Source organism: Streptomyces sp. AM 4-1-1, from assembly GCF_029167625.1.
Taxonomy (GTDB): domain Bacteria; phylum Actinomycetota; class Actinomycetes; order Streptomycetales; family Streptomycetaceae; genus Streptomyces.
Genome location: NZ_CP119145.1, coordinates 3419269 through 3444398, shown reverse-complemented (window position 1 = coordinate 3444398; position 25130 = coordinate 3419269). Strand labels below are relative to the sequence as shown.

At 70.6% G+C, this 25130-nt stretch carries 24 protein-coding genes and 1 tRNA gene; 4 read left to right on the top strand and 21 right to left on the bottom strand.

All coding sequences use genetic code 11. The features are described from left to right. Positions 1-18: 18 nt before the first annotated feature. The 3 genes from PZB75_RS14745 to PZB75_RS14735 form a co-directional block, all read right to left on the bottom strand. A complete protein-coding gene (locus PZB75_RS14745) occupies positions 19-684 on the bottom strand; it encodes an SCO family protein (RefSeq protein WP_275535749.1) in 666 nt (221 codons plus the stop codon). Positions 685-732: 48 nt separating this feature from the next. After that, complete coding sequence (locus tag PZB75_RS14740; protein ID WP_275535748.1) at positions 733-1476, bottom strand: YcnI family protein; 744 nt, start codon at positions 1474-1476, stop codon at positions 733-735. Positions 1477-1643: 167 nt separating this feature from the next. Continuing rightward, positions 1644-2480, bottom strand: coding sequence for a hypothetical protein (locus PZB75_RS14735; protein ID WP_275535747.1), 837 nt, complete (start codon positions 2478-2480; stop codon positions 1644-1646). A 362-nt stretch (positions 2481-2842) separates the two neighbouring features. On the opposite strand from PZB75_RS14735, the gene PZB75_RS14730 reads away from it, so the two are divergent. Further along, a complete protein-coding gene (locus PZB75_RS14730; protein ID WP_275535746.1) occupies positions 2843-3358 on the top strand; it encodes an ATP-binding protein in 516 nt (171 codons plus the stop codon). Between the two features lie 28 nt (positions 3359-3386). Here PZB75_RS14730 and PZB75_RS14725 read toward each other — a convergent pair whose 3' ends face one another. Together PZB75_RS14725 and PZB75_RS14720 are read right to left on the bottom strand one after the other, a co-directional pair. After that, positions 3387-4868 carry an aminopeptidase P family protein gene (locus tag PZB75_RS14725; protein WP_275535745.1) on the bottom strand — a complete coding sequence of 494 codons (1482 nt, stop codon included), beginning with the start codon at positions 4866-4868 and terminating at the stop codon, positions 3387-3389. 251 nt (positions 4869-5119) lie between these two features. Beyond that, positions 5120-6607, bottom strand: a complete 1488-nt coding sequence (locus tag PZB75_RS14720) for a PP2C family protein-serine/threonine phosphatase (RefSeq protein ID WP_275535744.1) — start codon at positions 6605-6607, stop codon at positions 5120-5122. A gap of 471 nt (positions 6608-7078) precedes the next feature. Here PZB75_RS14720 and PZB75_RS14715 point away from each other — a divergent pair, with 471 nt between their 5' ends. Further along, entirely contained in the window at positions 7079-7756 is a 678-nt protein-coding gene (locus PZB75_RS14715) for a bifunctional DNA primase/polymerase (protein WP_275535743.1), read from the top strand. Positions 7757-8765: 1009 nt separating this feature from the next. Here the strand turns inward: PZB75_RS14715 and PZB75_RS14710 are convergent. The 3 genes from PZB75_RS14710 to PZB75_RS14700 all read right to left on the bottom strand — a co-directional run bounded on the left by PZB75_RS14710 (position 8766) and on the right by PZB75_RS14700 (position 11604). Further along, complete coding sequence (locus PZB75_RS14710; protein ID WP_275535742.1) at positions 8766-9731, bottom strand: DUF5926 family protein; 966 nt, start codon at positions 9729-9731, stop codon at positions 8766-8768. Positions 9732-9990: 259 nt separating this feature from the next. Continuing rightward, on the bottom strand, positions 9991-10545 hold the full coding sequence (locus PZB75_RS14705; RefSeq protein WP_275535741.1) for an ATP-binding protein: 555 nt from the start codon (positions 10543-10545) through the stop codon (positions 9991-9993). Between the two features lie 231 nt (positions 10546-10776). After that, entirely contained in the window at positions 10777-11604 is an 828-nt protein-coding gene (locus PZB75_RS14700) for a glycerophosphodiester phosphodiesterase (protein ID WP_275535740.1), read from the bottom strand. 328 nt (positions 11605-11932) lie between these two features. Here PZB75_RS14700 and PZB75_RS14695 point away from each other — a divergent pair, with 328 nt between their 5' ends. Together PZB75_RS14695 and PZB75_RS14690 are read left to right on the top strand one after the other, a co-directional pair. After that, positions 11933-13441 (top strand): trypsin-like peptidase domain-containing protein, encoded by a 1509-nt coding sequence (locus PZB75_RS14695; RefSeq protein ID WP_275535739.1) that lies wholly within the window; start codon positions 11933-11935, stop codon positions 13439-13441. A 63-nt stretch (positions 13442-13504) separates the two neighbouring features. Beyond that, positions 13505-13589 (top strand) — tRNA-Ser (locus PZB75_RS14690). 148 nt (positions 13590-13737) lie between these two features. Here the strand turns inward: PZB75_RS14690 and PZB75_RS14685 are convergent. The 13 genes from PZB75_RS14685 to PZB75_RS14625 all read right to left on the bottom strand — a co-directional run bounded on the left by PZB75_RS14685 (position 13738) and on the right by PZB75_RS14625 (position 25073). Beyond that, positions 13738-15135: a tyrosine-type recombinase/integrase gene (locus PZB75_RS14685; RefSeq protein WP_275535738.1), complete on the bottom strand. Its 1398-nt coding sequence runs from the start codon at positions 15133-15135 to the stop codon at positions 13738-13740. Between the two features lie 71 nt (positions 15136-15206). Further along, the gene (locus tag PZB75_RS14680) at positions 15207-15395 is read right to left on the bottom strand and encodes a helix-turn-helix domain-containing protein (protein ID WP_275535737.1); all 189 of its coding nucleotides are present in this window, start codon (positions 15393-15395) and stop codon (positions 15207-15209) included. Between the two features lie 212 nt (positions 15396-15607). Next, the gene (locus tag PZB75_RS14675; protein WP_275535736.1) at positions 15608-16771 is read right to left on the bottom strand and encodes a DUF3631 domain-containing protein; all 1164 of its coding nucleotides are present in this window, start codon (positions 16769-16771) and stop codon (positions 15608-15610) included. Continuing rightward, positions 16768-17118, bottom strand: coding sequence for a hypothetical protein (locus tag PZB75_RS14670; RefSeq protein WP_275535735.1), 351 nt, complete (start codon positions 17116-17118; stop codon positions 16768-16770). Before PZB75_RS14670 ends, PZB75_RS14675 begins: the two co-directional genes overlap by 4 nt. Continuing rightward, entirely contained in the window at positions 17115-18023 is a 909-nt protein-coding gene (locus PZB75_RS14665) for a bifunctional DNA primase/polymerase (RefSeq protein ID WP_275535734.1), read from the bottom strand. Before PZB75_RS14665 ends, PZB75_RS14670 begins: the two co-directional genes overlap by 4 nt. An 83-nt stretch (positions 18024-18106) precedes the next feature. Continuing rightward, positions 18107-18808 (bottom strand): SpoIIE family protein phosphatase, encoded by a 702-nt coding sequence (locus tag PZB75_RS14660; RefSeq protein ID WP_275535733.1) that lies wholly within the window; start codon positions 18806-18808, stop codon positions 18107-18109. A gap of 13 nt (positions 18809-18821) precedes the next feature. Beyond that, positions 18822-19073: a hypothetical protein gene (locus PZB75_RS14655; RefSeq protein ID WP_275535732.1), complete on the bottom strand. Its 252-nt coding sequence runs from the start codon at positions 19071-19073 to the stop codon at positions 18822-18824. A gap of 9 nt (positions 19074-19082) precedes the next feature. Next, positions 19083-19484 (bottom strand): hypothetical protein, encoded by a 402-nt coding sequence (locus PZB75_RS14650; RefSeq protein WP_275538714.1) that lies wholly within the window; start codon positions 19482-19484, stop codon positions 19083-19085. A gap of 104 nt (positions 19485-19588) precedes the next feature. Then, the gene (locus PZB75_RS14645) at positions 19589-19783 is read right to left on the bottom strand and encodes a hypothetical protein (protein WP_275535731.1); all 195 of its coding nucleotides are present in this window, start codon (positions 19781-19783) and stop codon (positions 19589-19591) included. Between the two features lie 253 nt (positions 19784-20036). Beyond that, the gene (locus PZB75_RS14640; protein ID WP_275535730.1) at positions 20037-22208 is read right to left on the bottom strand and encodes a hypothetical protein; all 2172 of its coding nucleotides are present in this window, start codon (positions 22206-22208) and stop codon (positions 20037-20039) included. A gap of 109 nt (positions 22209-22317) precedes the next feature. Continuing rightward, complete coding sequence (locus PZB75_RS14635; protein WP_275535729.1) at positions 22318-24360, bottom strand: hypothetical protein; 2043 nt, start codon at positions 24358-24360, stop codon at positions 22318-22320. 87 nt (positions 24361-24447) lie between these two features. After that, on the bottom strand, positions 24448-24699 hold the full coding sequence (locus PZB75_RS14630; RefSeq protein ID WP_275535728.1) for a hypothetical protein: 252 nt from the start codon (positions 24697-24699) through the stop codon (positions 24448-24450). 35 nt (positions 24700-24734) lie between these two features. Then, positions 24735-25073, bottom strand: coding sequence for an RRQRL motif-containing zinc-binding protein (locus tag PZB75_RS14625; protein ID WP_275538713.1), 339 nt, complete (start codon positions 25071-25073; stop codon positions 24735-24737). Positions 25074-25130: the final 57 nt, after the last annotated feature.

The following is a 25130-nucleotide window of genomic DNA, read 5'->3' as shown; positions in this document are numbered from 1 at the left end:
GGGCCGTCCGGCGTCGGCTCACGGTGTCTCCCCCTTGAGGATCTTGGGGATGTCCTTGGTGTAGTCCTCGGCCGTGGTGTCGTCGTCGTACAGCACGTAGCCCTGATCGGTCTTCGGTGAGAACGCGATGACCTGGGCGCCGTGCATGGAGACGACCGTGCCGTCCTTCTCCTTCTTGGCCGGGCTGATGCCGATGCCGATCTGCCGCGCGCCCGCCTGGATGGTCGGGAAGTCGCCGGTCAGACCGATGAAGGACGGATCTTGGGCCTTGAGCCAGCTGCCCATGGACGCGGGGGTGTCCCGCTCGGGGTCCGTGGTGACGAAGACGACCTGGAGTTTTTCCTGGTCGGCCTTGGGCAGGGCCCGCTTGGCGATGGCGAGGTTGCTCATCGTCAGCGGGCAGACGTCGGGACAGCGGGTGTAGCCGAAGTAGATGAGCGTCGGCCTGCCCTTGGTCCGTTCGCGGAAGTCGTACTTCTCGCCGTGGGTGTCGGTGAGGACGAAGTCGGGCTTGGTGAACGGCTGGTCGAGCACGGTCGCGGCCTTGGTCTTCGCCTCGGCGGACACGTCCGTCACGGGTGACTTCGCGGCGGAGTCCGAAGAGTCGTCGCTGCTGCCGCAGCCGGACAGGGTGAGCACGGCCGCGGCGAGGAACGCCGCGGCCGGCACAGTGATCTTGCGCATGGAGAGCTGTTTCCTGGTGGTGATCGATACGAGTGGTACGGCTGGTGATCAGGCGGCGCGACGGCGACCGGCGAGCACGCCGAAGGCGACGCCCGCGGCACCGATGACGATGCCGACGATCCCGAGGACCCGGGCCGTGTCGTCACTGGACGACGAGGACGACGAGGCCGCCGACGCGGTCGTCTCCTTCGCCTTGTCCGCGGATGTGTCACCGGACTTGTCGGCCCCGCCGGTGCCATGGGCGTCGGAGGCCGGGGCGGTCAGCTTGAGGACCGGGGCCGGGGTCTCGGGCTCCGCCGCGCCTTCCTTCGGCTCCTCGATCCAACGTACGACCTCCTTGTTGTCGTACGTCTGGAGGGCCTTGAACACCAGCTGGTCGGCGTCCTCGGGAAGCTGGCCGACGGAGAGCGGGAACTGCTGGAACTCGCCGACACCGATGCCGCTCTTCGCGTCCTCAGCGGTCCACGTGACCTTGGAGACGGCCTCGTTGATCTGCTTGCCGTGGACGTCCAGCGGCTTGGCGAGCTTGCTCTTGGTGACCTCGATCTTCCAGCCGGGCACCGGCTGGGGCATGACGGAGGCGAGCGGATGGTCGGTCGGGAAGGCCACTTCGAGCTTGGTCGTCGCGGCGCTGTCGCGCTCGTTGGGGACCTTGAAGTTGATGGTGGCGTAACCGCCCTTGGCGGCCGCGCCCTGTGGCTGCACGCTGACGTGCGCGGAGGCGGGACCGGCGAGGAGCAGGACGGTGGCAGCGGCGACGCCGCCCGCGACGGCGATACGTGAAACGTTCATGGCAGAGATCACTCCACGGAAACACGAAGGAAGGGTGGACCGGCGCGCAGGCGCGCGCCGACGTCACGACACCTCCGCCGCGCGTTCTCGCCCCTCGGGGACCGGGTACGGACGATGTCCGGAGTCTCCGGCCGAGGGCTTCGAACCGCGCGCGGGCGGGTGTCGCGTCAGGCTGCGAGGGCGAGAACGGAAGGCGGCCCGCGCCTGATCACCGAGTGCTTGAGGGGATCGTCGGCGCCTGCGGGCAGGGCCTCCTCGGCGGTACGCAGGGGACGTGGCCCGGTCGCCGGCGCGTCCGGCAGACCCGCGAGCAACGCCCGTACGAGGGCCAGCGCGGCCCGCAGCGCCCGCAGCCGGGCCTCGGCGGCGAACTGCTGGGCGCCCTGCGCCGACAGCCGGGCCAGCCGGAACAGCGCGACCTCCCCGCGCCGCAGCAACCAGCCGGTGGCCAGCGCCGCCAGCAGATGTCCGAGCAGCATCGGCAGACCGGGCACCAGTCCGGGTACCAGGTCGGCCGCCGGGCCCGACATGGCCGCCGCCGGCCGGCCGGCCGGGACCACCGACGCCGGGTCGAGGCCCGCGGTGGTGACGATGCGATGGGCGTCCCCCGCGTTCAACTGCGCCGGACCCGCGCCGCAGACGAGATGCGCGGCGTACTGGATCAGCGAGTCGTCCCGCGATGCCTGGGCGGCGTCGTCCGCGGAGACCGCGCTGTCCGAACCGAGACCGAAGAGGCCGTGCGTACCGGCCCCGAAGAGTGTGTGCAGCGCGAGCTGCCCGGCGGTCAGCGCGGCGGCGATCGACGGCAGGGAACGCTCACGCCCGGCGAGCGGCGCGACCGACGCGAACACCCCGGCGAAACCCACGAGCAGTGTCCACGAGGGGACCGCCGTGGAGGAGGCCAGCGCATGGCCCGACGCGGCCAGCGCGACGCAGACCGCGGCGAACACCGCGGTCCTCAGGAGCCGCAGACCGGCTCCGGCACGTGCGACAGGCGTAGACATGGCCGGGTCATCATCGCACTGCGGACCCGTGTCGCGTACGGCAGGTCCAGAAGGTCACTTCCGTCCCCGTACGGCGGGTCTCGTACGATCGCGTCCTCGTCCGAGTGGGATGGGAGGCGGCGGAAAGGTGCAGTCGGGGACATGTTCCCCGGGCATCGCACCCGTCCGGATCGGCGGCCTCGGACCAGGGCGGAGGGGCGGGCGCCCCCGGCGTCGGGCAGGGACGGATGTCAGGGGCATACACCCGTGCACGGAGATCCGGCATCCGCCGAACGAGGGCTGTCCCGTCCGGTCCGTGCTTACGAACCGCATCGCGCGGCAATACGTATCGGTATGTCGAGCCGCAGCCAGGAGGCTGGAGCATGAGCATCTGGTGGTCACTCCATTTGCGGCGCGAAGCCGCGAGCGTCCCGCTCGCCCGTCGATTTCTGCTGGGCACCATGGAAACCGCGGGGGTGGATCCGGACATCTCGTACGACCTTTCGGTCGCGCTCAGCGAAGCCTGCGCGAACGCCGTCGAGCACGGCGGGGACCGCGGGAGCGTGCGCGGCCCCGGCAGGTCCGGCGCCGCGACCGGGGGGTCCGGTTCCGATGACGAGCGGTCCGGTACGGCCTCCGGCCAGTACCGGGTCACCGCCTATCTGGACGGCGAGAAATGCCGTATCGAGGTCGCCGACTCGGGGCCCGGGTTTCCCGCCCGGCGCCCGCTTCGCACCGCCGCACAACCGTCGTTCACCGCCGAGGACGGCCGGGGGCTCTGTCTGATCGAGCAGCTCGCCGACCACGTCCACTTCGGCAACAGACCTGGCCGGGGCGCGGTGGTGAGCTTCGACAAGGTCCTCAAATGGCGGGAGGGCGCGCTGCTCATGGTGTCCTGAGCGGCGCGCCCTCCGGGCCGGGCGGGGGTCAGCCCTTGAGCCCCGCCATCCACGCCTCGACCTCGTCGGCACGGCGCGGGAGGCTGTCGGAGAGGTTCCGGTTGCCGTCCTCCGTGACGAGGATGTCGTCCTCGATGCGCACGCCGATGCCGCGGTACTCCTCGGGCACGGTCAGATCGTCGGCCTGGAAGTACAGACCCGGCTCGACGGTCAGGCACACGCCCGGCTCCAGAGTGCCGCTGACGTACGCCTCGGTGCGCGCGGCGGCGCAGTCGTGCACGTCCATGCCGAGCATGTGGCCGGTGCCGTGCAGGGTCCAGCGGCGCTGAAGCCCCAGCTCCAGGACCTTCTCCACGGACAGGTCACCCAGCAGCCCCCACTCGACGAGCTTCTCGGCGAGCACGCGCTGCGCGGCGTCGTGGAAGTCACGGAAGGCGCCGCCCGGCTTCACGGCCGCGATGCCCGCCTCCTGCGCCTCGTACACGGCGTCGTAGATCTTCCGCTGAAGCGGGGAGAACGTCCCGTTGATCGGCAGGGTCCGCGTCACGTCGGCGGTGTACAGCTGGTCGGTCTCCACCCCGGCGTCGAGCAACAGGAGCTCACCGGAGCGCACGGGGCCGTCGTTGCGTACCCAGTGGAGGGTGGTGGCGTGGGGTCCCGCGGCGCAGATCGAGCCGTAACCGATGTCGTTGCCGTCGACACGGGCACGCAGGAAGAACGTTCCTTCGATGTAGCGCTCGCTCGTGGCCTCGGCCTTGTCGAGGACCTTCACGACGTCCTCGAAGCCACGGGCCGTGGCGTCACACGCCTTCTGGAGCTCGCTGATCTCGAAGGCGTCCTTGACCAGGCGCGCCTCGGAGAGGAAGACCCGCAGCTCCTCGTCGCGCTCGGCGGTGACCTTGTCGGTCAGGGCCGCCTCGACGCCCGCGTCGTGCCCGCGGACGTTGCGCACGGGACCGGTGGCCTCGGCCAGCGCCGCCGACAGCTCGCGCACGTCCTTCGCGGGAATGCCCAGCAGCTGTTCGGCCTCGGCGAGAGAGTGCCGGCGGCCGACCCACAGCTCGCCCTGGCCGTTCAGCCAGAACTCACCGTTCTCCCGGTTGGAGCGGGGCAGCAGGTAGACCGTGGCGTCGTGCCCGTCCCCGCCCGCGGCCTTCGGCTCCAGGACCAGGACGCTGTCGTGCGTCTGGTCGCCGGTCAGGTACGCGTACTCGGTGGAGGCGCGGAACGCGTACTCGGTGTCGTTCGAACGGGTCTTCAGGTTGCCCGAGGGAATGACCAGCCGCTCGCCGGGGAAGCGGGCGGAGAGCGCGGCTCGCCGGGCGGCGGTGTGCGCGGCCTGGGCGATCGGTTCGAGACCGTGCAGCTCGGTGTCCGCCCAGCCGGACTTCATGTTCTCGGCGAGCTCGTCGGAAACGCCCGGGTACAGGCCGTTCTTCCGCTGCTTGATCGGCTGTGCTTCTTCGGACTCCGGGGTCTCCGGGTTCTCCGGGACGAGCTCCTCAGCCACGACTGTTTCTCCTTGATACGACGCTGGATCCCGTCCATCGTACGGGCGTACGGAAGGGGGCCCAGAGGCGAAGGGCCTGTTACACCGGGGCGCGCGCGAGTGCGTACCGGCAGGCCACGGGGAGAGGCTCGCACGACATAGGCGCGGGCGCACCGGGGGCGGCCGGCGCAAGCACATCCGCTCAGCTCGGCTTGGGGACGCGCGCGGCCCGGCGCTCATGGCCGAGTGGTCAGTGCGCGGGCGTACCCCGGTCAGTTGAAGTGCGCCGCCAGAATCACCACGTCCTCCGTGCTGTCGCCCGGCACGGGACCGTCCGGCAGTACGGTCCGCAGCACATGGTCGGCGACCGAACCCGGGTCGTTCCGCACCGCTCGCGGCACGGTCGCCGCGGCCGAGTGCAGCCGCGCGAACGCCCGGTCCGTCGAATCGCCCGTACGGCGCAACAGCCCATCGGTGTAGAGCAGCACCGTCTCGCCCGGCGCCGGGGTGAACTCCACACTGGGCGCCTCCCAGCAGGCGAGCATGCCCAGCGGAGCGGAGAGCGTGGTCTCGATGAACTCGGTGCGCCGGTCCCCGATCACCAGCGGCGGGGTGTGACCGGCGCCCGCGAGCACGACCTTCCGGCGGGCGGGCTCGCAGTAGGCGAACAGCGCGGTCGCGGAGCGGGAGGGTTCGGTGAGGCGCAGCAGCAGCTCCAGATCGGAGAGTACGGCGACCGGGTCCTCGCCCTCCATCACGGCGTATGCCCGCAGTCCCGCGCGCAGCCGCCCCATCGCGGCCAACGCGCTCGGGCCCGATCCGGTCACCGAGCCGACGGCGAGGCCGAGCGCGCCGTCGGGCAGTGCCAGCGCGTCGTACCAGTCGCCGCCACCGTTCGGCGCGGCGCGATGACGGGTGGCCAGCCGCACTCCGGAGACCTGGGGCAGCCGGCTGGGCAGCAGTTCCTCGGTGATGGTGGCGATCTCCGTCCTGGCCCGTTCCAGTTCGAGCAGCCGGGCCAGATGCTCGGCGGCGTACCGGGCGTAGAGGCCGACCAGATGGCGCCGGCGCTCCAGCGGTTCGGCGGGTTCGTCGTACAGCCAGACGGCGGCGCCGAGTCGGCCGGGCGCCTCGGCGGCCAGCGGCAGCGCGTAACTGGCGGCGTAGCCGAGCCGGTCGGCCACCTCACGGTGGCGCGGGTCGAGCCCTTCGTCACCGAGCAGATCACCGTCGGCGACCGGCCCCTCGGCCCCCGGCACTCCGTCCAGAATCCTGCCGTACGAGGTCACGCGGCGCGGCAGCGTCTCGATGTGCCCCAGGTCCGCGTGGGCGAGGCCGAGGCCGACGGTCGTGGTACGGGAGTGGCGGCCCGGCGGTTCGAGCACCACCAGTCCACGGCGGGCACCGACGAGGGCGGCTCCGGCGCGCAACAACTCGTGCAGCGCGCTGTCGAGCGTGCTCGTCCCGGCCAGCCGCTCGGTGAGCTCGTGGAGCGTGGTGAGATCGGACACCCAGCCGGCCAGACGGTCCTGGATGAACGCTCCTGGCGCGGCCGGAACACCGGTCAGAGGACCGGCAGTGTGGGCTGAAACAGGAATCACGGGATCGATTCCGGCCACTTTCGGCATGTGTGGGGCGCTCATGAAAGCCAGCTTTCCGACCGGTGTGTTTCGTCGAATAGCATCGCAAACCCCCATGTCATTCTGCGCCGCTATCAATGCATCCACATGTACACGCACAAGTAAGGCGATGTCCAGCATTGTCCCCTTGGGATTCCTGGTGTCCGAGTGACAGCGAACATGGCCAAAAAACGCACCCTCCGACAGGCATTTGCGGTCGACTGGGGGAGTTCGACGGGGGACGCCCCCGGGGCGACGTCTCCGAAGGGAGCGTCACTCCGGACATGCTGGGTACGTAGTCCTTGATGACCAGGGGCAGTTGTGATCACCCTGGAACCCGGCAGCGGCTCCGGGCGTCCTCACCCACGACGGCCGTCCCCACCCCCCAAGTGGCGGGGTTCCGCACCTGGAACGGCAAGCTCGACGCGTGTGCCGCCCCGCCACGACGTGGCTGGGACACAGCACGGCTCGGCACGGCTCACGCTCGGTACCGACTGCTCATCCGTACCGCAGACCTGAAGAGCACGTACGCACAGAGAAGACGTCCACGCGATGTGACGCGCCCGTGGTGCGATGTGGACCTCGGCGTTCAACGGAAAGGAACGAGCGCTCATGCGCGAGATCCTCGGAAGGCGACGCAGGCTACGGCTCCGGCGCAAGGAACGGTCGGCTCGGCTCGATGGGGCTCTGACCTGCGCCACCGCATGGCAATGGCCCGTGCTGCCCGGAGTGGGGCTGACAGGAATCGACGGTGACCGCGGCCGTGCCTGTGCCTGTCCCGATCCCGAGTGCGCCGTGCCCGGCGCGCACCCCTTCGACCCCGATCTGCTCGCGGCGACCACCGACGAGCGCATGGTGCGCTGGTGGTGGACCAACCGGCCGACCGCACCGATCATCCTGGCGACCGGCGGACACGCGCCCTGCGCGGTGAGTCTGCCCGCGGTGGTGGGCGCCGGCGCGCTCTCCGCGCTCGACCGCGCGGGAATGCGGCTCGGGCCCGTGGTGGCGACGCCCACGAGGTGGTCGCTGCTGGTGGCCCCGTACACCCTCGAACGGCTCGGCGAACTGCTGCACGAGAAGGAGCGGGTGCCCAGTTCGCTGCGCTTCCACGGCGAGGGCGGCTATCTGGTCCTGCCGCCGTCCGAGGTGGGGACGGGCCAGGTGTGCTGGGAACGGCCGCCCAGCACCGAGCCGGGGGCGCCGTGGCTGCCGGATGTGGAAGCGGTCCTGGACGCGCTGGTCGAGGCGAGCAACAGCGCTCCGGACGGCGGCAGCCGACTCGCGTACTGAGCGGGTGGGCCGGGACAGGCGCGCGCCGGGGTTGTGCGCGGGCGCGTCATGGGCCGGTGAGGGCATGTGGAGCGGAGAACGAGGCGCGGGCAGCGGCTCACTCGTTACGAGTGAGAACCGGCCCGCGCTTCGTTCATGTGTGCGCTTCGTTGATGTGTGCGTCGTTCGTGCCGGGCTTCGTGCCAGGCACGAAGGGCGCGTGGTGACGGCAACCTGAGGCGACAGTGTGCGGCGGCTCCTGGTGACGGTGCGTGGTGGCGATGGGCGGAACGCGGCATGTGAATGTCTGTATTCCATCCATATTTTTGTTCCACTATGAGTAATTGCGGACCGGTCGATTTATCGGTTCACCGCGAATCCGTCGGCCATCGGATGGCCGATTCCGCGTGGGCGACCCCGTTTCCCCACGCCTACCACCACAAAACCGGATGAGGTCGGGATATGTGATACATCCACTGGAGAGCGGCTTACCGGCAGGGCTTCTCGTGTGCTCCGCGTAACCCTCTACGTGGCTACGGAAATCAGTTCTGATTCCGCATTCATGTCTGAATTTCGGCTGTCCGGCGGGTGTGCCCGGCAGGGCCGTACGGCGGAGAGGCCGGGGCCGCGTCACGGACGCGCGGTCCCGGTGGGAGGGCTGTGACGACCTGGTGCGGAGCGACGACACGCCATGAGGGGCGCCCGACAGGGGAGCCCTCACCGGTGGAGAGACCGGACAGGGCCGTCGGGGCGGCCGGTGGGGCCTGGGCGTTCGAGGTGGGGAGCCATCCGGTGGCTTCGGCATCACGTGGACGCGCCCGGGGACCGGGCCGGGAACCGGAACCGTACGACGGACCGCACCCGGAAATGAGGACGCCCGATCGCTGGCGACGGGGGATGCACCAGCGACCGGGCTTCTAGAACGGTAACAAGAGATCTGCCGTTCGCAAATTCGATCTCGCCTATTCGGACACCGACTTACCCACCCGTACGGTGAGTTGTGACCGGCGTCACCGACCGACCGGCGTGATCAGCTGAGCGTCACCTGACGGTTGGTGAGCCCGCCACGAGCGCGTCGCTCCTCGGCATCGAGCGGGGCGTCCGAGCCGAGCGCTTCGGTCAGCCGCTCCGCGAAGGCGGCCGCGGGCTTCTCGCAGTCCTCGGCCCCCATCGAACTCGGCAGGTCCCACACCGGGACCATCAGCCCGTGCGCCCGGAAGGAGCCCACCAGACGGGTTCCCTCGCCGAGCGAGGACGTACCGGCGGCGTGCAGCCGGGCGAGTGCGTCGAGAAGCCGCTCCTCGGGGTACGGCATGACCCAGCGCAGGTGGTTCTTCTCCGGGGTCTCGCACCAGTACGCGGCGTCCTGGCCGGGGAGCCGGGTGGTGGGGAGCGCGGCGGCGTTCGCGCGCTCCAGGGAGGCGGCCACCTCGGGCGTCGCGTTCTCGGCGTCCGGCACCCAGAACTCGAAGCCCGGGTGGAGGACCGGTTCGAAGGCCGCGTCCGGGGCGAGGACGTCCTGGAGCCGCGGGCCGTCGGCGGGCACCCGCCGGGCGGCGACCGGGGTGCCCGGTTCGGCGGCCAGTGCCCGCAGCAGGGTGTCCGCGAGGTCACGGCTGAGGTCGCCGGACGACGTGTCGTTCTGCAGGGCGAGCATGACGGACCCGTCCTCGCGGCGCAGCGCGGGCCAGGCCGCGGGCAGGACGGTCGCGAGTGTCACGGACGTGACTCCCTCCGGGAGTTCGTCCTTGAGTGTCAGCGGTACGGTCGCGGCGGGCACCAGCTCACGCAGGGCGACCCAGTCGCACTCGCCGGCCAGCCCCTCGAAGGGCCGCTGAACGAGCTCTGACACGGCCTGGGCGGCGGCCCGGCCGTGACACGCCTTGTAGCGGCGGCCCGAACCGCAGGGGCAGGGCTCACGAGCCCCGACCACCGGAATCTCGCCGTCCTTGAGCTGCGGTTTCCCGGCCTTGGTCTGAGGGCGCTTCTTGGCCATGGTGGGCATTCTCCCGAGTGCGACAGTGCGGTGGTCTGGCCCGCGAGCCTAGTACCTCGCCCCGGGGGCGCCGCCCCGTCACCGGCACCGGCGGATACGGGCCTTCACCCGGACGGCGCCGCCGGCCCGCCCGGTCCCGCTGCCGTACGCGGATGCCGTACCTCGATGCCCTACCCCGGTGCCCGACACCCGCCGCGCCCGTCCTCGTACCGCCGCCGTCCTCCGTACCGGCCCGGCCGCGCACGTCGGATCGGCGTCTTCATCCCGCGTCGGCGAAGTCCAGTCCGTCTATCTCGTCGATCTCGCCCATCCGGCCGATGCCGTCCATCGTGCCGATCGCACCGATCCCGTCCAGCGGATCGATCCCGTCGAGCCCGTCAATTCCGTCGATTCCGATGTCGGCGAGTGCTCCGACAGCGCCCAGGCCCTGCGCGGGCACCCGGGGCGCGAAGTCGTCGCGCCGATGCCCCTCCGAGACCAGCACCCACACGGTGACCTCACCTGCGGCGTTGTCCCTCACGCCCCACTCCTGGGAGAGCGCGCCGATGATGTTGAGTCCACGGCCGCCCCGCGCCGTCACCGACGGGGTGGCCGGAACCGGGCGGGTGGGCCCGCCGCCGTCCGTCACCTCGACGGTCAGCGCACCCGTACGGTCGACGTGCCACGCGGCGCGCACGTCCCCGTCACCGACCTCCGTGTGCCGGCCCAGCGGCCTGCCGTGCCGACAGGCGTTGCTGAGAAGCTCGGAAAGAATCAGAACGGCGTCGTCGACGACCGAGTCCGACACCCCGTTGCCCCGCAGCTGATCACGCATCCGATGCCGCGCCTGGCCCACGCCGGCAGGGCCATGCGGTACGGCCATGCTCGACGACGTGGGCACTTCTTGTGCCGCCACCAACGTCACCCCCGAGACCTCCTTACGCCCCACGCCACGGGTTGGATGCCCCACCGAGCTGTGCCGGAAACCGGCCGCTCGCACGTCAGTGAGGCACTCGCGAGGATCGGACGCGTCCTGAATGCGCCGGTGCACCACCCGTAAGCCGGGTCAGAGCCGTCCCAGTTGGGACAACACCTGTTTTGGCCGGTTCGTGATGATCGCATCGACCCCGAGGCGTGCGCAGAGGTCCACGTCCGCCGGCTCGTTCACGGTCCAGACGTGCGTCTGGTGGCCCGCCCGGCGCAGCCGTTCGACGTAACCGGGGTGGCCGCGCACGATCCGCATGCTCGGGCCCGCGATCCGGGCGCCCGCGGGCAGCCGCCCGTCGCGCAGCCGTGGCGAGATGAACTGCATCAGATAGACGGTGGGCAGGTTCGGCGCCGCGATCCGGACGCGGTGCAGCGAACGCGCCGAAAAACTCATGACCCGTACGGGCGAGGGACCGTCGGGCGGGGGATCGGCCAGATCGAAGCGCCTGAGCAGGTGCAGCAGCCGTTCCTCGACCTGGCCGGCCCACCGGGTGGGGTGTTTGGTCTCGATGGCCAGCTCCACCGGACGCCCGGCGGCCCGCGTCTCGCGGACCAGGTCCAGCAGACGCTCCAGGGTGAGTACGGAGGTGAGCTCCCCCGGCACCGGGTCCCAGTCCGGGGACTCCTCACGGTCCTTCCAGGAACCGAAGTCGAGGGTGGCGAGGTCGGCGAGCTCCAGGGCGGAGACGGCGCCGCGGCCGTTGGACGTGCGGTTCACCCGGCGGTCGTGCACGCAGACGAGCTGTCCGTCCGCGGTGAGCCGTACATCGCACTCCAGGGCGTCGGCCCCGTCCTCGATCGCCTTCCGGTAGGCGGCCAGGGTGTGCTCCGGAGCGTCGTCGGACGCCCCCCGGTGGGCTACGACCTGGGTGGGGCGTCGGGTGGTGTGCTGCCGTGCGTGGGTCACCGCGTCATGGTGCCACCAGGACGGGGCAGACGTCGGAGTACAACCTGTTCACGCCCGACCGCACGCCCCGCGCACGCCCGACCGACTTCCCGATCGCCCGACTTCCCGCCCGACCGACCTCCCACCCGACCGGCCTCCCGACGGAGCCGACGGAGCCGATGACCCCGACGGACATGCGGAAGACCGTTTTGCCTGATGTAAAGATTGGTGTGCGGATGCACAGGTCCTGCTTACAGTGGCCTGACGTGCTGTGGTAAAGGCTGTCCCCGACACACGCACACCGGTATCTCTGCCGAAGACTGATGTGGAAACCGAGGAGTAAAGAGCTGTGAGCACCGAGAACGAGGGCAACGAGGGCAACGCGGTTCCGGCCGTTCCGTCCGCACCTCCAGTGCCGGCCGCCGCTCCTGAGGGCACGCCCGCGTCCCCGCACGCCCCGGCGGACACGGTCCCGGCAGACGCGCCGGGCGCTGCTCCGGCGCACCAGGGCGCGCCGACGGCGCAGACGCCACCCGAGGTGCCCGCCGCGCACCACCAGCCGCAGGAGCAGCCGACGACGGCTTTCGCGCACCCTCCCTACCCGCCGCAGCAGACGCCGCCGACGGGCCCCGCCTGGCCGCCGGCTCCTCCCGCGATCCCCTCGTACGCGAACGGGGGTGGCGGCGGTCCCGTCTGGGGCGCTCCGGTGCACGAGCCGTCCCCGGAAGGTCCGCGGAAGCGCCGGGCGGGCGGTCTGGTCGTCGCCGTCGCGGTGGCCGCGCTCGTCGCGGGCGGCATCGGGGGCGCGCTCGGCTATGTGGCGGCCGACCGGAATGACACCGGTTCGTCGGGGTCGACCACGGTGGCGGCCGGGGACTCGCCGAGGGACTTCAAGCGCGAGCCGGGCACGGTCGCCGCGGTGGCGGCCAAGGCGCTGCCCAGTGTGGTCACGATCGAGGCACAGGGCGGCAACGGCGAGGGCGGTACGGGCACGGGCTTCGTGTACGACAAGGAGGGCCACATCCTCACCAACAACCACGTGGTGGCCTCCGCGGCGGACAGCGGTCAGCTCACGGCGACCTTCTCCGACGGCAAGAAGTACGCCGCCGAGGTGGTCGGCCGGGCCCAGGGCTACGACGTGGCGGTGCTGAAGCTGAAGCAGGCACCGTCGGGCCTGAACCCGCTCTCGGTCGGCAATTCGGACCAGGTCGCGGTCGGCGACTCGACGATCGCGATCGGCGCCCCGTTCGGTCTGTCCAACACGGTCACCACGGGCATCATCAGCGCGAAGAACCGCCCGGTGGCCTCCGGGGACGGTGCGAGCAACAAGAACTCGTACATGAGCGCCCTGCAGACGGACGCCTCGATCAACCCGGGCAACTCCGGCGGCCCGCTCCTGGACGCGCGCGGCGCGGTCATCGGCATCAACTCGGCCATCCAGTCCACCACCGGCGGCGGCCTCGGCCAGTCCCAGGCGGGATCGATCGGCCTCGGTTTCGCGATCCCGATCAACCAGGCGAAGACCGTCGCCGAACAGCTGATCAAGACGGGCCAGCCGGTCTACCCGGTGATCGGCGCCACGGTCACGATGGAGGAGAGGACCGGCGGGGCGACCATCTCGGAGCAGGGCACGGGAGGCACACCCCCGGTGACCCCGAACGGCCCGGCCGCGAAGGCGGGCCTCAAGGCGGGCGACGTCATCACGAAGTTCAACGACACGGTCATCGACAGCGGCCCCACCCTGATCGGCGAGATCTGGACCCACAAGCCGGGCGACAAGGTCACCCTGACCTACAAGCGCGGCGGCAAGCAGTCGACGGCCGAAGTAACCCTGGGCGAGCGCAAGGGCGACAGCTGACCGGCTAGGCTGTTCCCCGCGTCAACCCCGGCCCGCGGCCCAGCCGTACGACCGGGGACGCGAGGTGGGTTGCCCGAGCGGCCTAAGGGAACGGTCTTGAAAACCGTCGTGGCGCGAGTCACCGTGGGTTCAAATCCCACACCCACCGCTTGCAGATCAGAGAAGTAGCAGGTCAGAGGGCGGGTCTCCGGAATGGAGGTCCGCCCTCTGTGCTCACCCTGTCTCACCTCGTACCGCTTGTTTCCCAGTCTTGACCAGGGCGTGTGGCCAACCTGTGGCCAAGGTGGCCGGTGCCGTTAGTCGTCGCGGCGGGCTTCCAGGGCGACCTCGATCATTCGGTTCGAGGCGTCCTGATGGCCACGGAGGAGCTTCGCGTAGAACTTCCACAGGACGGCGGGACTGTGCCCGGCTCGGCGGGCGACCTCCACAGGGTCCACCCCCGCCTTGATCCAGAGCGACACACACGCGTGTCGAAGGGAGTAGGGCACATCCGCGAGCGGTGTCTCGACCTCTTCCTCGGACAGCGCCTTCATCCGGGCCGCCTGCCAGATTCCTGTGTACTCCGTGGACCGGACTCGCCCGCCCCTCACTGCTCGGAAGAGGCGTCCGTCCGGCGCCGTCCCGTGCTCCTCCAGGTGCGCGCGCAGCATCGTGACCAGTACGGGCGGGATAGGAACGGGACGGGTGGCCTTGCGGGCTCGGTGCTTCAACCCGCGCTCCTCGTACGACTTCCCGTCGTCAGTCCACCCGGAACCGACCTCCGGGCGACTCTTGGACAGCACCAACTCCCCCCAACCTTGTGCCGGCAGCTTGCAGTTACTCCGCTTCAAACCGGCGACCTCGGCAGGCCGCATGGCGGCGTAGTACATGCACCCGAAGAATGCGTGAAGGTGCCGTCCTCGGGCGCTGATGCCCTGGACGGCCGCAAGCAGTTCGCCCGCTTGCTCCGGGCCCGGGACGAACTCGAAGTCGACTTCGTCGGTGGTCTCAGGGGGTGCCCAGTCGATGCGGTCCAGCGGATTGGCGGCCAAGAGGTCTCGCTCGATCGCGTAGCGGAAGGCGTTACTGAGTACGGCCCGCTTCCGGCGGACCGTGTTGTCTGCGGCCTGCTTCCCTGCCAGCGTCTTCGACAGAGCTCGCAGGGCCGTCCGTACGGCATCCGATTCTGCTACGTCGATCACCTTCAACGAGTTGCCCGACACCCACTCCAGCGCTCGCCGGACCTCTGCGGGTGGGGCCTCCGCGTCTTTGCGGTTGACGTGTTCTCCGGTCTCCGGATTGAGCACCATACGGAATGCCCATGCCTGTAGGGCGCCGCGCAGCACGGTGCGATCCGGGGCCCCTCGTTGCGTCTTTACGAACGCTGCTGTCACGGCGGCGAGAGCTTCCGCGATGCTCGCCCGGTGCTTGGCCGCACTTGCCGGCCACTTCATGCGGGCGTACGCGCAGGCGTGCTCGTACCAGGTGGGCGAGGCCGCCTCGCGCAGCTCTGAGACGGGAAGCCCGGACGCCATGTCGAACGCCTCTCCGGCACGCTGCGCGGTGACAAGGGCTGATCGCCGCGCATCCGCCAAGGTTTTCGTGGCGAACGGCTTCTGGTGCTCTTGGCCGTTCACGGTCCATCGGACCTGGTACGGGGCCTTCTTGCTCTTGCGCTGGCGGATACTCCAAACGCGCACGTCGTAGCTCTTCACATCGTCCCTTCATGCCGAGGGGCCCCACCATGCGTGTGCGCGGTGGGGCCCCTCGGCTGTAGCTCGGCCTATCAGGCTGCGGTGGTCTCGCACTCGGTGAGCCATGCGTCCAGGTCCGTACGTCGGACACGGAGCTGACCGTTCGGGAGCTTGACCAGGCGGGGGGCCTGGCCGCGGGCGCGCATGCGGTAGAAGGCGGCGCGGCTCATCTTGATCTCGGTGAGGACTTCGGGGAGTTTGAGCATCTGGGGGCGGGCCACGGTGCGACTCCTTCGCCGTTCGGCTTACTGGGGTCGGTTACATCGGTTACATCGGTTACGTCGGTTACATCGCAGGTCAGGGGCCTGTTTTCTGTAACCGGTGGGTGGGGTGTAACCGATGGCTTGCGGTTACAGGGGGCGGTTTGGCCGAGGTGGTGTAACCGGGGTGTACCGGTTACACCCTCCGGGGTCGGTTACGGCTGCGTCGCAGGTCAGACGGGCAGGGTGAGGGGTGTAACCGATGTAACCGTGGTTTCGGGGGGCGGGGGGCAGTACCGGTTCCAGGCGTCGGTGAGGTCGTCTCGGTGGTAGCCCTTGACGACCTGGCCGCTGATGCGGAGGGGGCGGGGTGAGATGGGCTTGTTCTTCGCGGTGACGTACTCCTTGAGCATCTTGGACAGGGCTCGTGCGGTGAGCTGCTGGCCGTCGAGGTCGCCCCAGGGGGATTCCTCCATGGCGTTGAGCATGTGCAGCATCTCGACGGTGGAGACGGTGTCGGTGCCGGGGAAGACGTGGTCGCGCAGGTCCGTGAGGAGCTTCACCCCGAGCGAGGCGCGGTCGTCTTCGTTGACGGCGGTGACCAGGTCGACGCACGCCTGGCGGGCGCGCTGGGGCCAGTCGCCGCCGGCGGCGTCGGCAACGGCGAGGAGAGGTTCCCAGACGTCGGCGGGCCGGTCGGTGATGCCCTCGGGCATCTCGGGCCAGGCACCTTCGATCTGGTCGCGGACCTGGTCGGCCCAGGCGGCGAGCTGGTCGCGCAGGGCGTGGCCCTGGGGCTCGTGGATGCGGGCGCGGAAGGGTTCCACGGTCTCGGTGCGGGCCCTGCGGCGCATCCGGATGATGACCGAGCGGGCCAGGATCGTGTCCGGGAGTGACCCGAGTCCGCCCATGGCGACGGCGCAGTACGAGGGGAAGGCGACCACCGTCTGGTTGCCGCCGTCTCCGACGCACCGGTAGGAGACGCCGCTCCTGCGGTGCCCGGCGTTGAGCAGGCCGCGCAGGTCTTCGTTGTCCTTGGCTTTGGGGCCGAAGACGGTGTCGATCTCGTCGAAGAGGATGGTGGGCCGCCCGGCGGTGTCCGCGACCGCGCGGAAGAGCGCGGCGGGGGAGGCGTTGACCGCGTGCATGGGGTGGGGCACGAGGGTGCTGATCACTTCGAGTGCGCGGGTCTTGCCGCTGCCCGGTTCGGGGCTGAGGAAGGCCATGCGCGGGGTGGAGTCGAAGGCGTCGAGAAGGTGGGTGTGGGCGTCCCACAGGGCGACGGCGACGTAGGCGGCCTCGGTCGGGAAGGCGTTGAACCGGCGGTGGAACGCTTCGATCTGGTTGAGGAGCGTGGCCCCGTCGGTGGGTGTGGTGGGGGCCGGTGTCGCGGTCATGAAGCGTTCCTTTCCTCGGTGGTGAGCAGTGGGCAGTGGGTGCGGTGGGTGGTGTGGTCTTCGATCAGGGCGAGGGTTTTGCGGTGGCCTGTGGCGAAGAGGTTGCGTCCGCACTGACAGGTGCTGGTGGCGGTGGGCAGGGCGCCGCGGGGGGCGGTGATGGTGAGCCAGGCGACCGGGTACCGGCTGTCCGTCGTGTGCGGGGCGGGGCGAACAGATGAAGGGACGCCTTCGGCGACGTTCTTCGGCGCACCACTGCCGGGACCGGCCGGGGCGGGTTCCGCGGTGCTGGGGCCGGTGGAGGTGGCGGGAAGGCTTTTCAGTCGGGGGCGGGGCGGGGGGTTCATGCCGCCGTTCCCGGGCGCGGCCGGCAGGTTCGGATGGACCAGTTCAGGGCGCTGCGGATCGTGGCGCGGCACTCGGCGGCCGACAGTCCGGTCGACTCGCCCCCCGACTGAAAAGCCTCCTCGACCACGTGTCGGGGGAGGTCGCCCCACGCGACGAAGCGGCCCACGGCGCGGGCGCTGCGCAGCAGCTGCTCGTTGCGTCCGCCCTCGGTGGTGGCCCGGACGGTGGCCAGCTCGCGTTCCAGGGCGGTATCGGCGGCGCGGTTGCCATACCGGGGGACCTGGATGGGCACCGGCTGCACGGGGGTTGGGGCCGGGGCGAGCGCGTCCAGCAACCATCCGGGAAGCTCAGCGACGCGGGCGGGGTCGGTGACCTCGTATGCCTGGCCGTTGACGATGCTGCCGGGGGCGACGACGTTGCCACCCCAGGCACGGGTGTCGATCCGCCTGGCCAGCTTGCCCTTGCTGCTGGACAGGCGGACGCCGGACGGGGCAGTGAAGTACAGGTGCATTCCCCCGCTGGGAGTCCGCACCCGGTAGGTGGTGGGGACGCTCTGCCCGGCGCGCTCGCAAAGCGCCTCAAAGGAATGCACACCGCTAGGTGTGTCCGCACTGTCTTCAGGCTTGGGCATATCGAGGTCGACGACGACGAGCCCCGACGGCCCCGGTGCGATCCCGACATTGAACGCCCGCACCGCCCACGCACCACGGATACGGCCGAGGTCCAGGGTGGCGCGCTGCTCCCACTTCTGGTGGCCGTTGGTGCAGGCTCCGGTGGTGGGGCAGTCGTCCTCTCCGTGCAGGGCGGGGGCCTTGCCGCCGGGCCGCAGGGGATGGACGTACCAGCCGCGTTCAGCGGCTTGCAGAGCGGCGGTCAGCAGCGGGGTGTTGCGGTCATGCGTCATGCTGGATACCTCCACTGTTGAGTTGGGTGGATGAGGGCGGCCCCGGATCATTGGCGTGAGAGGGGGCCGCCCTCGGTTGTGGGTCAGTTCGTCGGCTGGTGCGGTACGGAGATGACGATGGCGGTGGCGTCGTCGCGGTAGCCGGTCTCGTCGTCCCTGGCTTCAGCTACGAGGGCGTCCGCGAGAGCCTGCGGGTCGGTCTCGTGTTCGCGGACCAGGCTTTCCATGGCGCGGTGCGGGATCTGGTCGTGGACACCGTCGCTGGTGAGGAGAACGAGCATGTCGGGGACGGTCACGCCGTAGACGGTGCCGACAGTGGCCTTCGACAGAGCGGTCTTGACCCAATTGTCGTGCTCACGGGCCAGACGCCATGGCGCGCCGTTGAGGCGGAGCTGAGCACCGACGGTGTGGTCGTCGGTGTAGCGGGTCAGGGTGATGCCGTCCCAGCCGTAGGCCCGGCAGTCACCCACCCACGCGATGTCGGTGTCCACCTCGTCAGGGTGGCGGACGGCGGCGACGGCGACGGCGTTGGCTTCCTCCCCGTCCACACCCGGGTCCGTGACGAGCTGACCGGCGGTGAGAAGCCCGGCAAGCGGACCCCGCTGCGCCCCGATACGCGCGGCGACTTCCGCGAGGAGCGGGGCAGTGCGGGAAGTGTAGGGGCCGTGGCCGATGCCGTCGATGACGACTGCGCCGACTGTGCCGTCCGCGAGGACGTACACCTTGGCGGCGTCGGCGTTGTCGAGGGCGGTTCCTTCGCGTGTGGCATGTCCTGTACGGATCATGTGTGTCCCTGTTCTAGAAGGGCGGTTCGTCGGAGTAGCCGCCGGGCGGGGTGCGGCGGGGCAGGGGGAACAGGACCCATCGGCGGGTCTCGTCCCAGCAGGGGCAGGGGTACCAGTCGATGCCGTCGAACTCGCCGTCCGGTGAGACCGAAGCGTGTCCCTGGCCGCCCTCTCCTCGGCAGTCGGGGCAGTGGGGGCGAGGGGTGTCGGTGAGGACGAGTGCGGGCCGGGGCCAGGTGGTGCGCTGGACGCGGAGTCGGGGCAAGGGCTCTCCTCAGCGGTGGTGGATGGTGCCGTTGGCGTTGCCGAACATTCCGGTGGCGGTGATGTTCTGGGTGATGTGGGTGGTGCCCGTGCGGGTGTTGGTGGTGGCGCGGCCGACGCGCAGAAGGGTGGGGATGCCGATGGCGGCGGCGGCGATGAGGGCGACGGCGGCCCAGAGGGCTTGGCTCATGGCGATCAGTCCCGGGGCTGCGTAGGAGATTCCGATGCCGGTCGCGGCGGCACCGCCGCCGATGGTGGGGGCGAGGAGCGCGGTGGTCTTGGCCCAGGCCGGGATCGGCTGCGCCGTCGCGACCGGTGCGGGCGGTGTGTGGTCGGGGGTGTAGGCGAGGGTGCGGATGCCTCCGGGGAGGGTGACGAGCTGGATGCCGGGCGGGATCTCGGCGGGCAGCATCACGGGCCGCTGCGCGGTCGTCAGGTGGGTGATCGGATGGGTGGGTTGGGTGGTGATCTCGTACGTGGGGTCATGCACGACGGGCTCCTTCGGACCGGACCGGGTCAAGCGGTGATGCGGGTGAGTGCGGCGGCGATGCTGGTGAGCGCTTCGGTGATGGTGGGGGCGATGCCGGTGGAGGCGAGGAAGAAGCCGAGGAGGGCGGCGGCGAGGGCGGGGCCGAAGCGGAGGTAGCCGGTGCGCAGCATGATCAGGACGATGATCAGGAAGAGGACGACGGCGGAGACGGTCAGAGCCATGGGGTGACCTCACGTGAGATATGGTTACCGGGAGTGATGTGTGGGGTGTGGGGCCACACGTGCCGCCAGGAGGGCTCGGAAGCCTCTCGGGGGAGGGGTTCCGGGGTTCTTCCGGCGGGGGTTGTGTGTGACGCACACACCCCACACGGGCAGGTCAGGGACCTAAACGCCCTTGTGTGACGCACACGGGCTGTGTGGGTCGGGGTGTGTGGGTCTGTGTGGGTCGGCTGTGTGGGTCAGGTGCCGGGGCGGGTCACTGTGTGTTGCGGTAGCACTGGATAGCTTCGGCCAGGGTTTCGGCGAGGTAGCCGCTCTTGGAGTCGTCTCCGATGCGGACCGTGCCGACTCCGGGGCGTTCGACACCGACGTCGCGCAGCAGGCGGTTCAGCTCGGTGCCGAAGGCGCGGGGGTCCAGGCCGTGGGCGGCGGCGAGGTCGCTGCTCCACATCCGTCCGCCGGCGGCGACGACGTGCTGGTGCGCCTCGGCCAGGAGCTGGGGGACGGGGTTGGGCCGGTCGTCGGGGGTTCCGGCCTGTTGGATGACGCGGCCGAAGTCGGCCTGGATGACCGTGGCGTCGTCCCCGCCACTGGTGGTAGCAGGGGCCTGGGCGGGGGTGGTGCGGGCGGCGCTGAGGATGGTCGACAGCAGATCGCTTCCGACCCTCGGTTCGGGGCGGGCCGATTCCTGCGTGGCCGCGGCAACGGTGCGGGGGGCGGGGGCGTTGTCGTCCTCGGGGTCGGTGGCGGTGGTGATGGGGATGCCGGTGAGCTGGTTGATCGGCGGGTAGAGGGTGTCGATGCTGGTGTAGGGGGCGGTGGTAGGAGCGAGTTGGGCGGGCTTGTAGAGGCGGGGCAGGATGCGGCCCCACCGGCTGGCGTAGTACTCGCCCGGCTCGGTGTCGAGGAAGACGTCTTCGAGCTTCGGCCGGCGCTCGGCGTAGGTGACGGACAAAGCCCGGATCTGCTTCGGGGTGATCCGGTACGCCTTGAACGCGGTCGGGTCGGAGACGACGTCGTCGGCGTCCGGTGAGGAGTAGAACCCGCAGCCCTTGTACGGGGCTGACTTGGGGTTGATGCGTCCGCCGCCGGTCGGGAAGAGGTGGGAGAGTTCTTCGGGGTCGGAGACGCGCATGCCGACGCGGCCACGGGACTGCTTTTTCATGGCGGCGGTGATGACGTCCTGGGTGGCGCGCAGTCCGCAGATCAGCACGCGGACGCGGACGGCGCGGCCGGTGTTGACGATGGTGTCCAGCTTGCGAAGCAGCGCCGGGCTGAGTTCCGCGATCTCGTCGACGGCGACCACGACTTCGGGCAGGTCATGGGTGACGGTGAGCTTGTCGTCCTCGGTGAGTTTGTCCTGGTGGCCGGACTTGCGGGCGCCGATTCCGGCGATGACGGTGTCGCAGAGGATGTGGGCTTCTTCGATCGTGTCGGCGGTCCAGTCGATCAGCGGCACCGCCGCGGTTCCGTCGGCGGCCCATGCGTGGAGCCAGGGCAGGCTGATACCGGCGCCGGTGACGTCGATGTGCATGACGACGGTGTTGTTGGTGCGCAGGAGTCCGGCGTTCGCTCCGTTGAGCAGGTTCGTCTTGCCGGAACCGGTCTGGCCGACGACCAGGACACAGTCGTCAACGATCGAAATCCGGGCCTCTTCGGCGTCGGGCTTGAGACCGAGGGGGACGCCGTCGTAGATGCTGGTGACGGTGGTGTCCTCGGGGCTGTCGGGCAGGTCGATCTGCTTGGCGAGGACATCGACGGCGGTGACCCGGATCAGGGTCTGCCCGTAGGTCTCGCCGTCGAGGACCTGGATGCCGCCGCCTTTGGGGAGGCGGAGGTCGACGGCGAGCTTGCGCACGGCATCGGCGGGGAGTTCGGGGGTGTCGGAAGGCATGGTGACCAGCACGGTGTAGCCGACGTCGCCTTTCCAGGGGCGGACGCCGTCGACCTGGTGGCCCTCCAGGCGGAAGAGCCGGTGAAGCCGCTCGTGCCATTCACCGGCCTGCTTGTTGGCCCACTTCTGGAGCTTCCGCTGGTGGCGTTCGGTGCGGGCGGTCTCCTCAGCGTGGACCAGGCCCCGGGCCAGGGTCATGCCCGCCACGGTTCCGGCGGCCCACCAGCCGGTCATGCCCCAGGTGAGGGGGGTGTGGTCGGCCAGGGCGGAGGCGGTCCAGCCTCCGGCGGTGAGCCAGGCCGCGCAGCGGGCGACGATGTGGCTGGCGGGCCGGTGCTGGCAGAGATCGGCCAGGCTCTGGGCGGCGGCGCCCGCCCCGGCGACCATGAGGGCGTGGGAGGGGGGAAGGCCGGTGACGGACCCGGTCGCGGCCAGCGCGTAGGCGCCTCCGGCGACCAGGGCGGCGGACGTGGCGGGGGTGTGGTTCCAGCTCCAGTCCAGGACCGGAGCGGAGGAGGCGGACTTGGCAGCCATCAAGGCTCCTTCGAACACAGATCAGAGGCAGGGGGTATGTCTGTGGGCCGTGTACCGGCTGGTGCACGGCCCACAGACGTTGAGCGGGGTGGGGTGGGTTTTCAGGTGGTCAGACGTCCCACATCGCTTCGGACTCTTCGCCGTTGCGGGGGGCTTCGTGGCGGGCGATGTCGGGGGCGTGCAGGCGGCGGAAGGACGGCATCAGCTCCTGTGCGGCGGAGGCGGCCTGCATGAGGAGCTGGTGGACGTCCGTGATCGCGTCGACGACGGCCTTGTCGACGGGGTAGCGGTCATTCGAGCGGACCTGGAGCAGGCTGATCGCGGCGGCGATGTTCTCGATTCCGGCCGGGATGCCCTCGTACTCGGCGGCGACCTGGTTCATGTGGCCGGGCTCGTAGCGGGCGTAGACGTGCGCGACATCCTGGGCGACCGCGACGAACCGGGAGGGCTGACGCTGGTCGAACCCGCCGTCCGCGCGGCGCTCCAGGATGTTCCACATGTGCTCACCCGGGCGGGGCTCCTCGAAGCGGCGCAGGTCGTTCTCGTGGACCTTCGCGAAGAGGGGTCCGACCTCGGCGGCCTTCTGGGCGGCCTGGTGGAGCAGGGCGTAGACCGCCGCGACCTGGTCGGCCATCCTCGCGTCGGCCGGGTACTTGTCGGCGGTGTTGACTGCGAGCTGCCGCACCGCCTCGGCCACCGAGGTCACGCCCTCGGGCAGGCCCCAGTACTCGGCGGCCACGGCGAGCATCATCGGCGGGTCATAGGCCGAGTACGCCTCACGCACGGCCTCGGTCTCGGTCTGGAACACGGACACGAGGTCTCCTCCGAAGTAGTCGGTGCCGAACAGGTCGGCGGTGGTGAGGGGGCGGGTGTGGCCGGGCTCGTTGAAGTCGGTCAGGACGTCCGGCCGGGTGTCGCCCTCCCACCGCTTCTTCGCCTTGGCCATCAGCCGGGTGTGGACCTTCTTGGCCAGGTGGAGGGACCAGCGGGTGAAGTAGATGCCCCACTTGGTCCCGGTGCGCGGGGCCAGCCGCAGCAGCCGCAGGAGACCACCCATCGCGGCGGCACCGGTCCGCAGCAACAGCCCCGGAATCAGGGCCAGGGCGCCGACGGCACCGGCCGCGACCTTCGCCGCCGCACTGCGCAGCACGTACCGCACCCCGGCCTTCCCCTTCTTGGCCAGGCTCCGGCGCCCGGTACGGATACGGTCCGACAGAGCCTGACCAGCGGCGGAATCACGGGCCGCACGGCCCGCACCCACGGTCTTGGCGAGGGCACGCATCCCGGACCGGGCGGCCCGCCGCGACCACGCACCGACCGTCGACCGCCCCGCACCACCACCACCACCACGGCCACCACCCGATCCCCGGTCCTTGGACAGCGACCCCGAACCGGAAGGGGAGCCGGGCCCACCGCCGTTGCGTCGGTGGGAAAGCCGCTGCAGCAGTCCGCCCCGCCCACCAGACGCCGGCCCCGTACCGGGGCCGGACGGCGAACGGCCGACGAGCCCGCCCGGCCCCGCCCCGCTACCACCCGTGCGCTTGTTCATCCTGTTCAGCACGGGGCTTGTCCTGGTGCGCGAGGAGGGAGAAGTGGAAGACGGGCGGGAGCCGCCGCGCGGGGAAGAGGCCCCGGAACTCACCGCACCGAGCCCGGAGGAACGCCCCCGGCCACCCGTACGGTGACCACGGCCGCTACCCGCTCCCAGCCCGGCGCCACCACCACGGCCACCGGAACGACCCCGGCCCGACGGGGCGCTGGGTGTCGTGCGGGGGCCGGAGGGGCGCAGTACCCGCCCACCGGGGCTCTTCGGCTTGGGGGTGCGGGAGCGGTAGGCGGCCACACCGGCAGCGATCAGACCGCCCCCGGCAGCAACCCCCGCAGCCGTCAGAACACCAGCCGTGCCCGCCGCCGCGTAGGCGGCTGATGCCCCGGTGGTGGCGGCTTCGGTGCCGAACAGGGCCACCGGCCACGCCCGCAACCGCCCGGCACCAGCCTGAGCAGGCACAGAACCCGCACCGTCGGCAGGCTGCTGGTGGAGAGTGATCTCGATCGGCACCGGCTGTCCGTCCGGCCCGTCGACCGATGCCAGCACCTCGGGCACGGGCGGGGTGTCGGGCGGCGCTTTCGTACTCGTCTCGGTGGTGGACACTGGTCACGCTCCTTCGGGAGTGAAATGAGGGGGTGCCCGGCCGGGCCCTGAGAAGCGGGCCGGGCACCCCGTCGAGGTGTGGTGGAGTCAGCGGCGGCGGCTGCGGCGGCTGGCGTTGATCGCGTCGTTTTCGTCGGCCTTGGCCTGCCACATGGGGCTGCTGTCACCGGTCTTCTTGTAGTGGCGGCGGGCGACTCCGCGGCGCTCACGGAACGCGGAGTGAATCGCCTGCTCAGCCGCCGAAGCCGGAGTGTTCTTCGGTGTCGGCTGCCCGGTGGTGCCGATCGAACCGGCGGAGCCGGAGCCGGGCGGGCCGATGAGGCGGTCGAGGAATCCCATGAGTACGGCCTTTCGGAGAATCGGGCGGAACATGCTCAGGCGGCCAGTGCCTGGCTGCCGGGGGTGTCGTGGCAGGGCACGCACATGCCGAGGGTGGGCGGGATGCAGTACCCGACGTCGCGTCGGCAGTTCGGGCAGGTGCGGCGCGCGGCCATCGCCTTGTCCAGCGCCGCCCACCGGGCCGGTGTCATCGGCCGGACGGGCTTGGCCTGGTCGATGCGGTAGAGGTACGCCACCAGCGGGCCCCGGCGGCGCCGGGGCCTCTCCAGTTGTGCGGCGACGTCCTGACCGCCCGGCCGCAGCTCCATCGCGCGGAGCTGACGGCGGGTCGCGTAGCCGTCCGGGGCGAGGCGCCACCGGTAGACGTCGGCCATCAGGCGGCGTCCGGCAGGGCGTGGGCGGTGTGCCTGCTGAGAAGCAGCCGGAGGGCG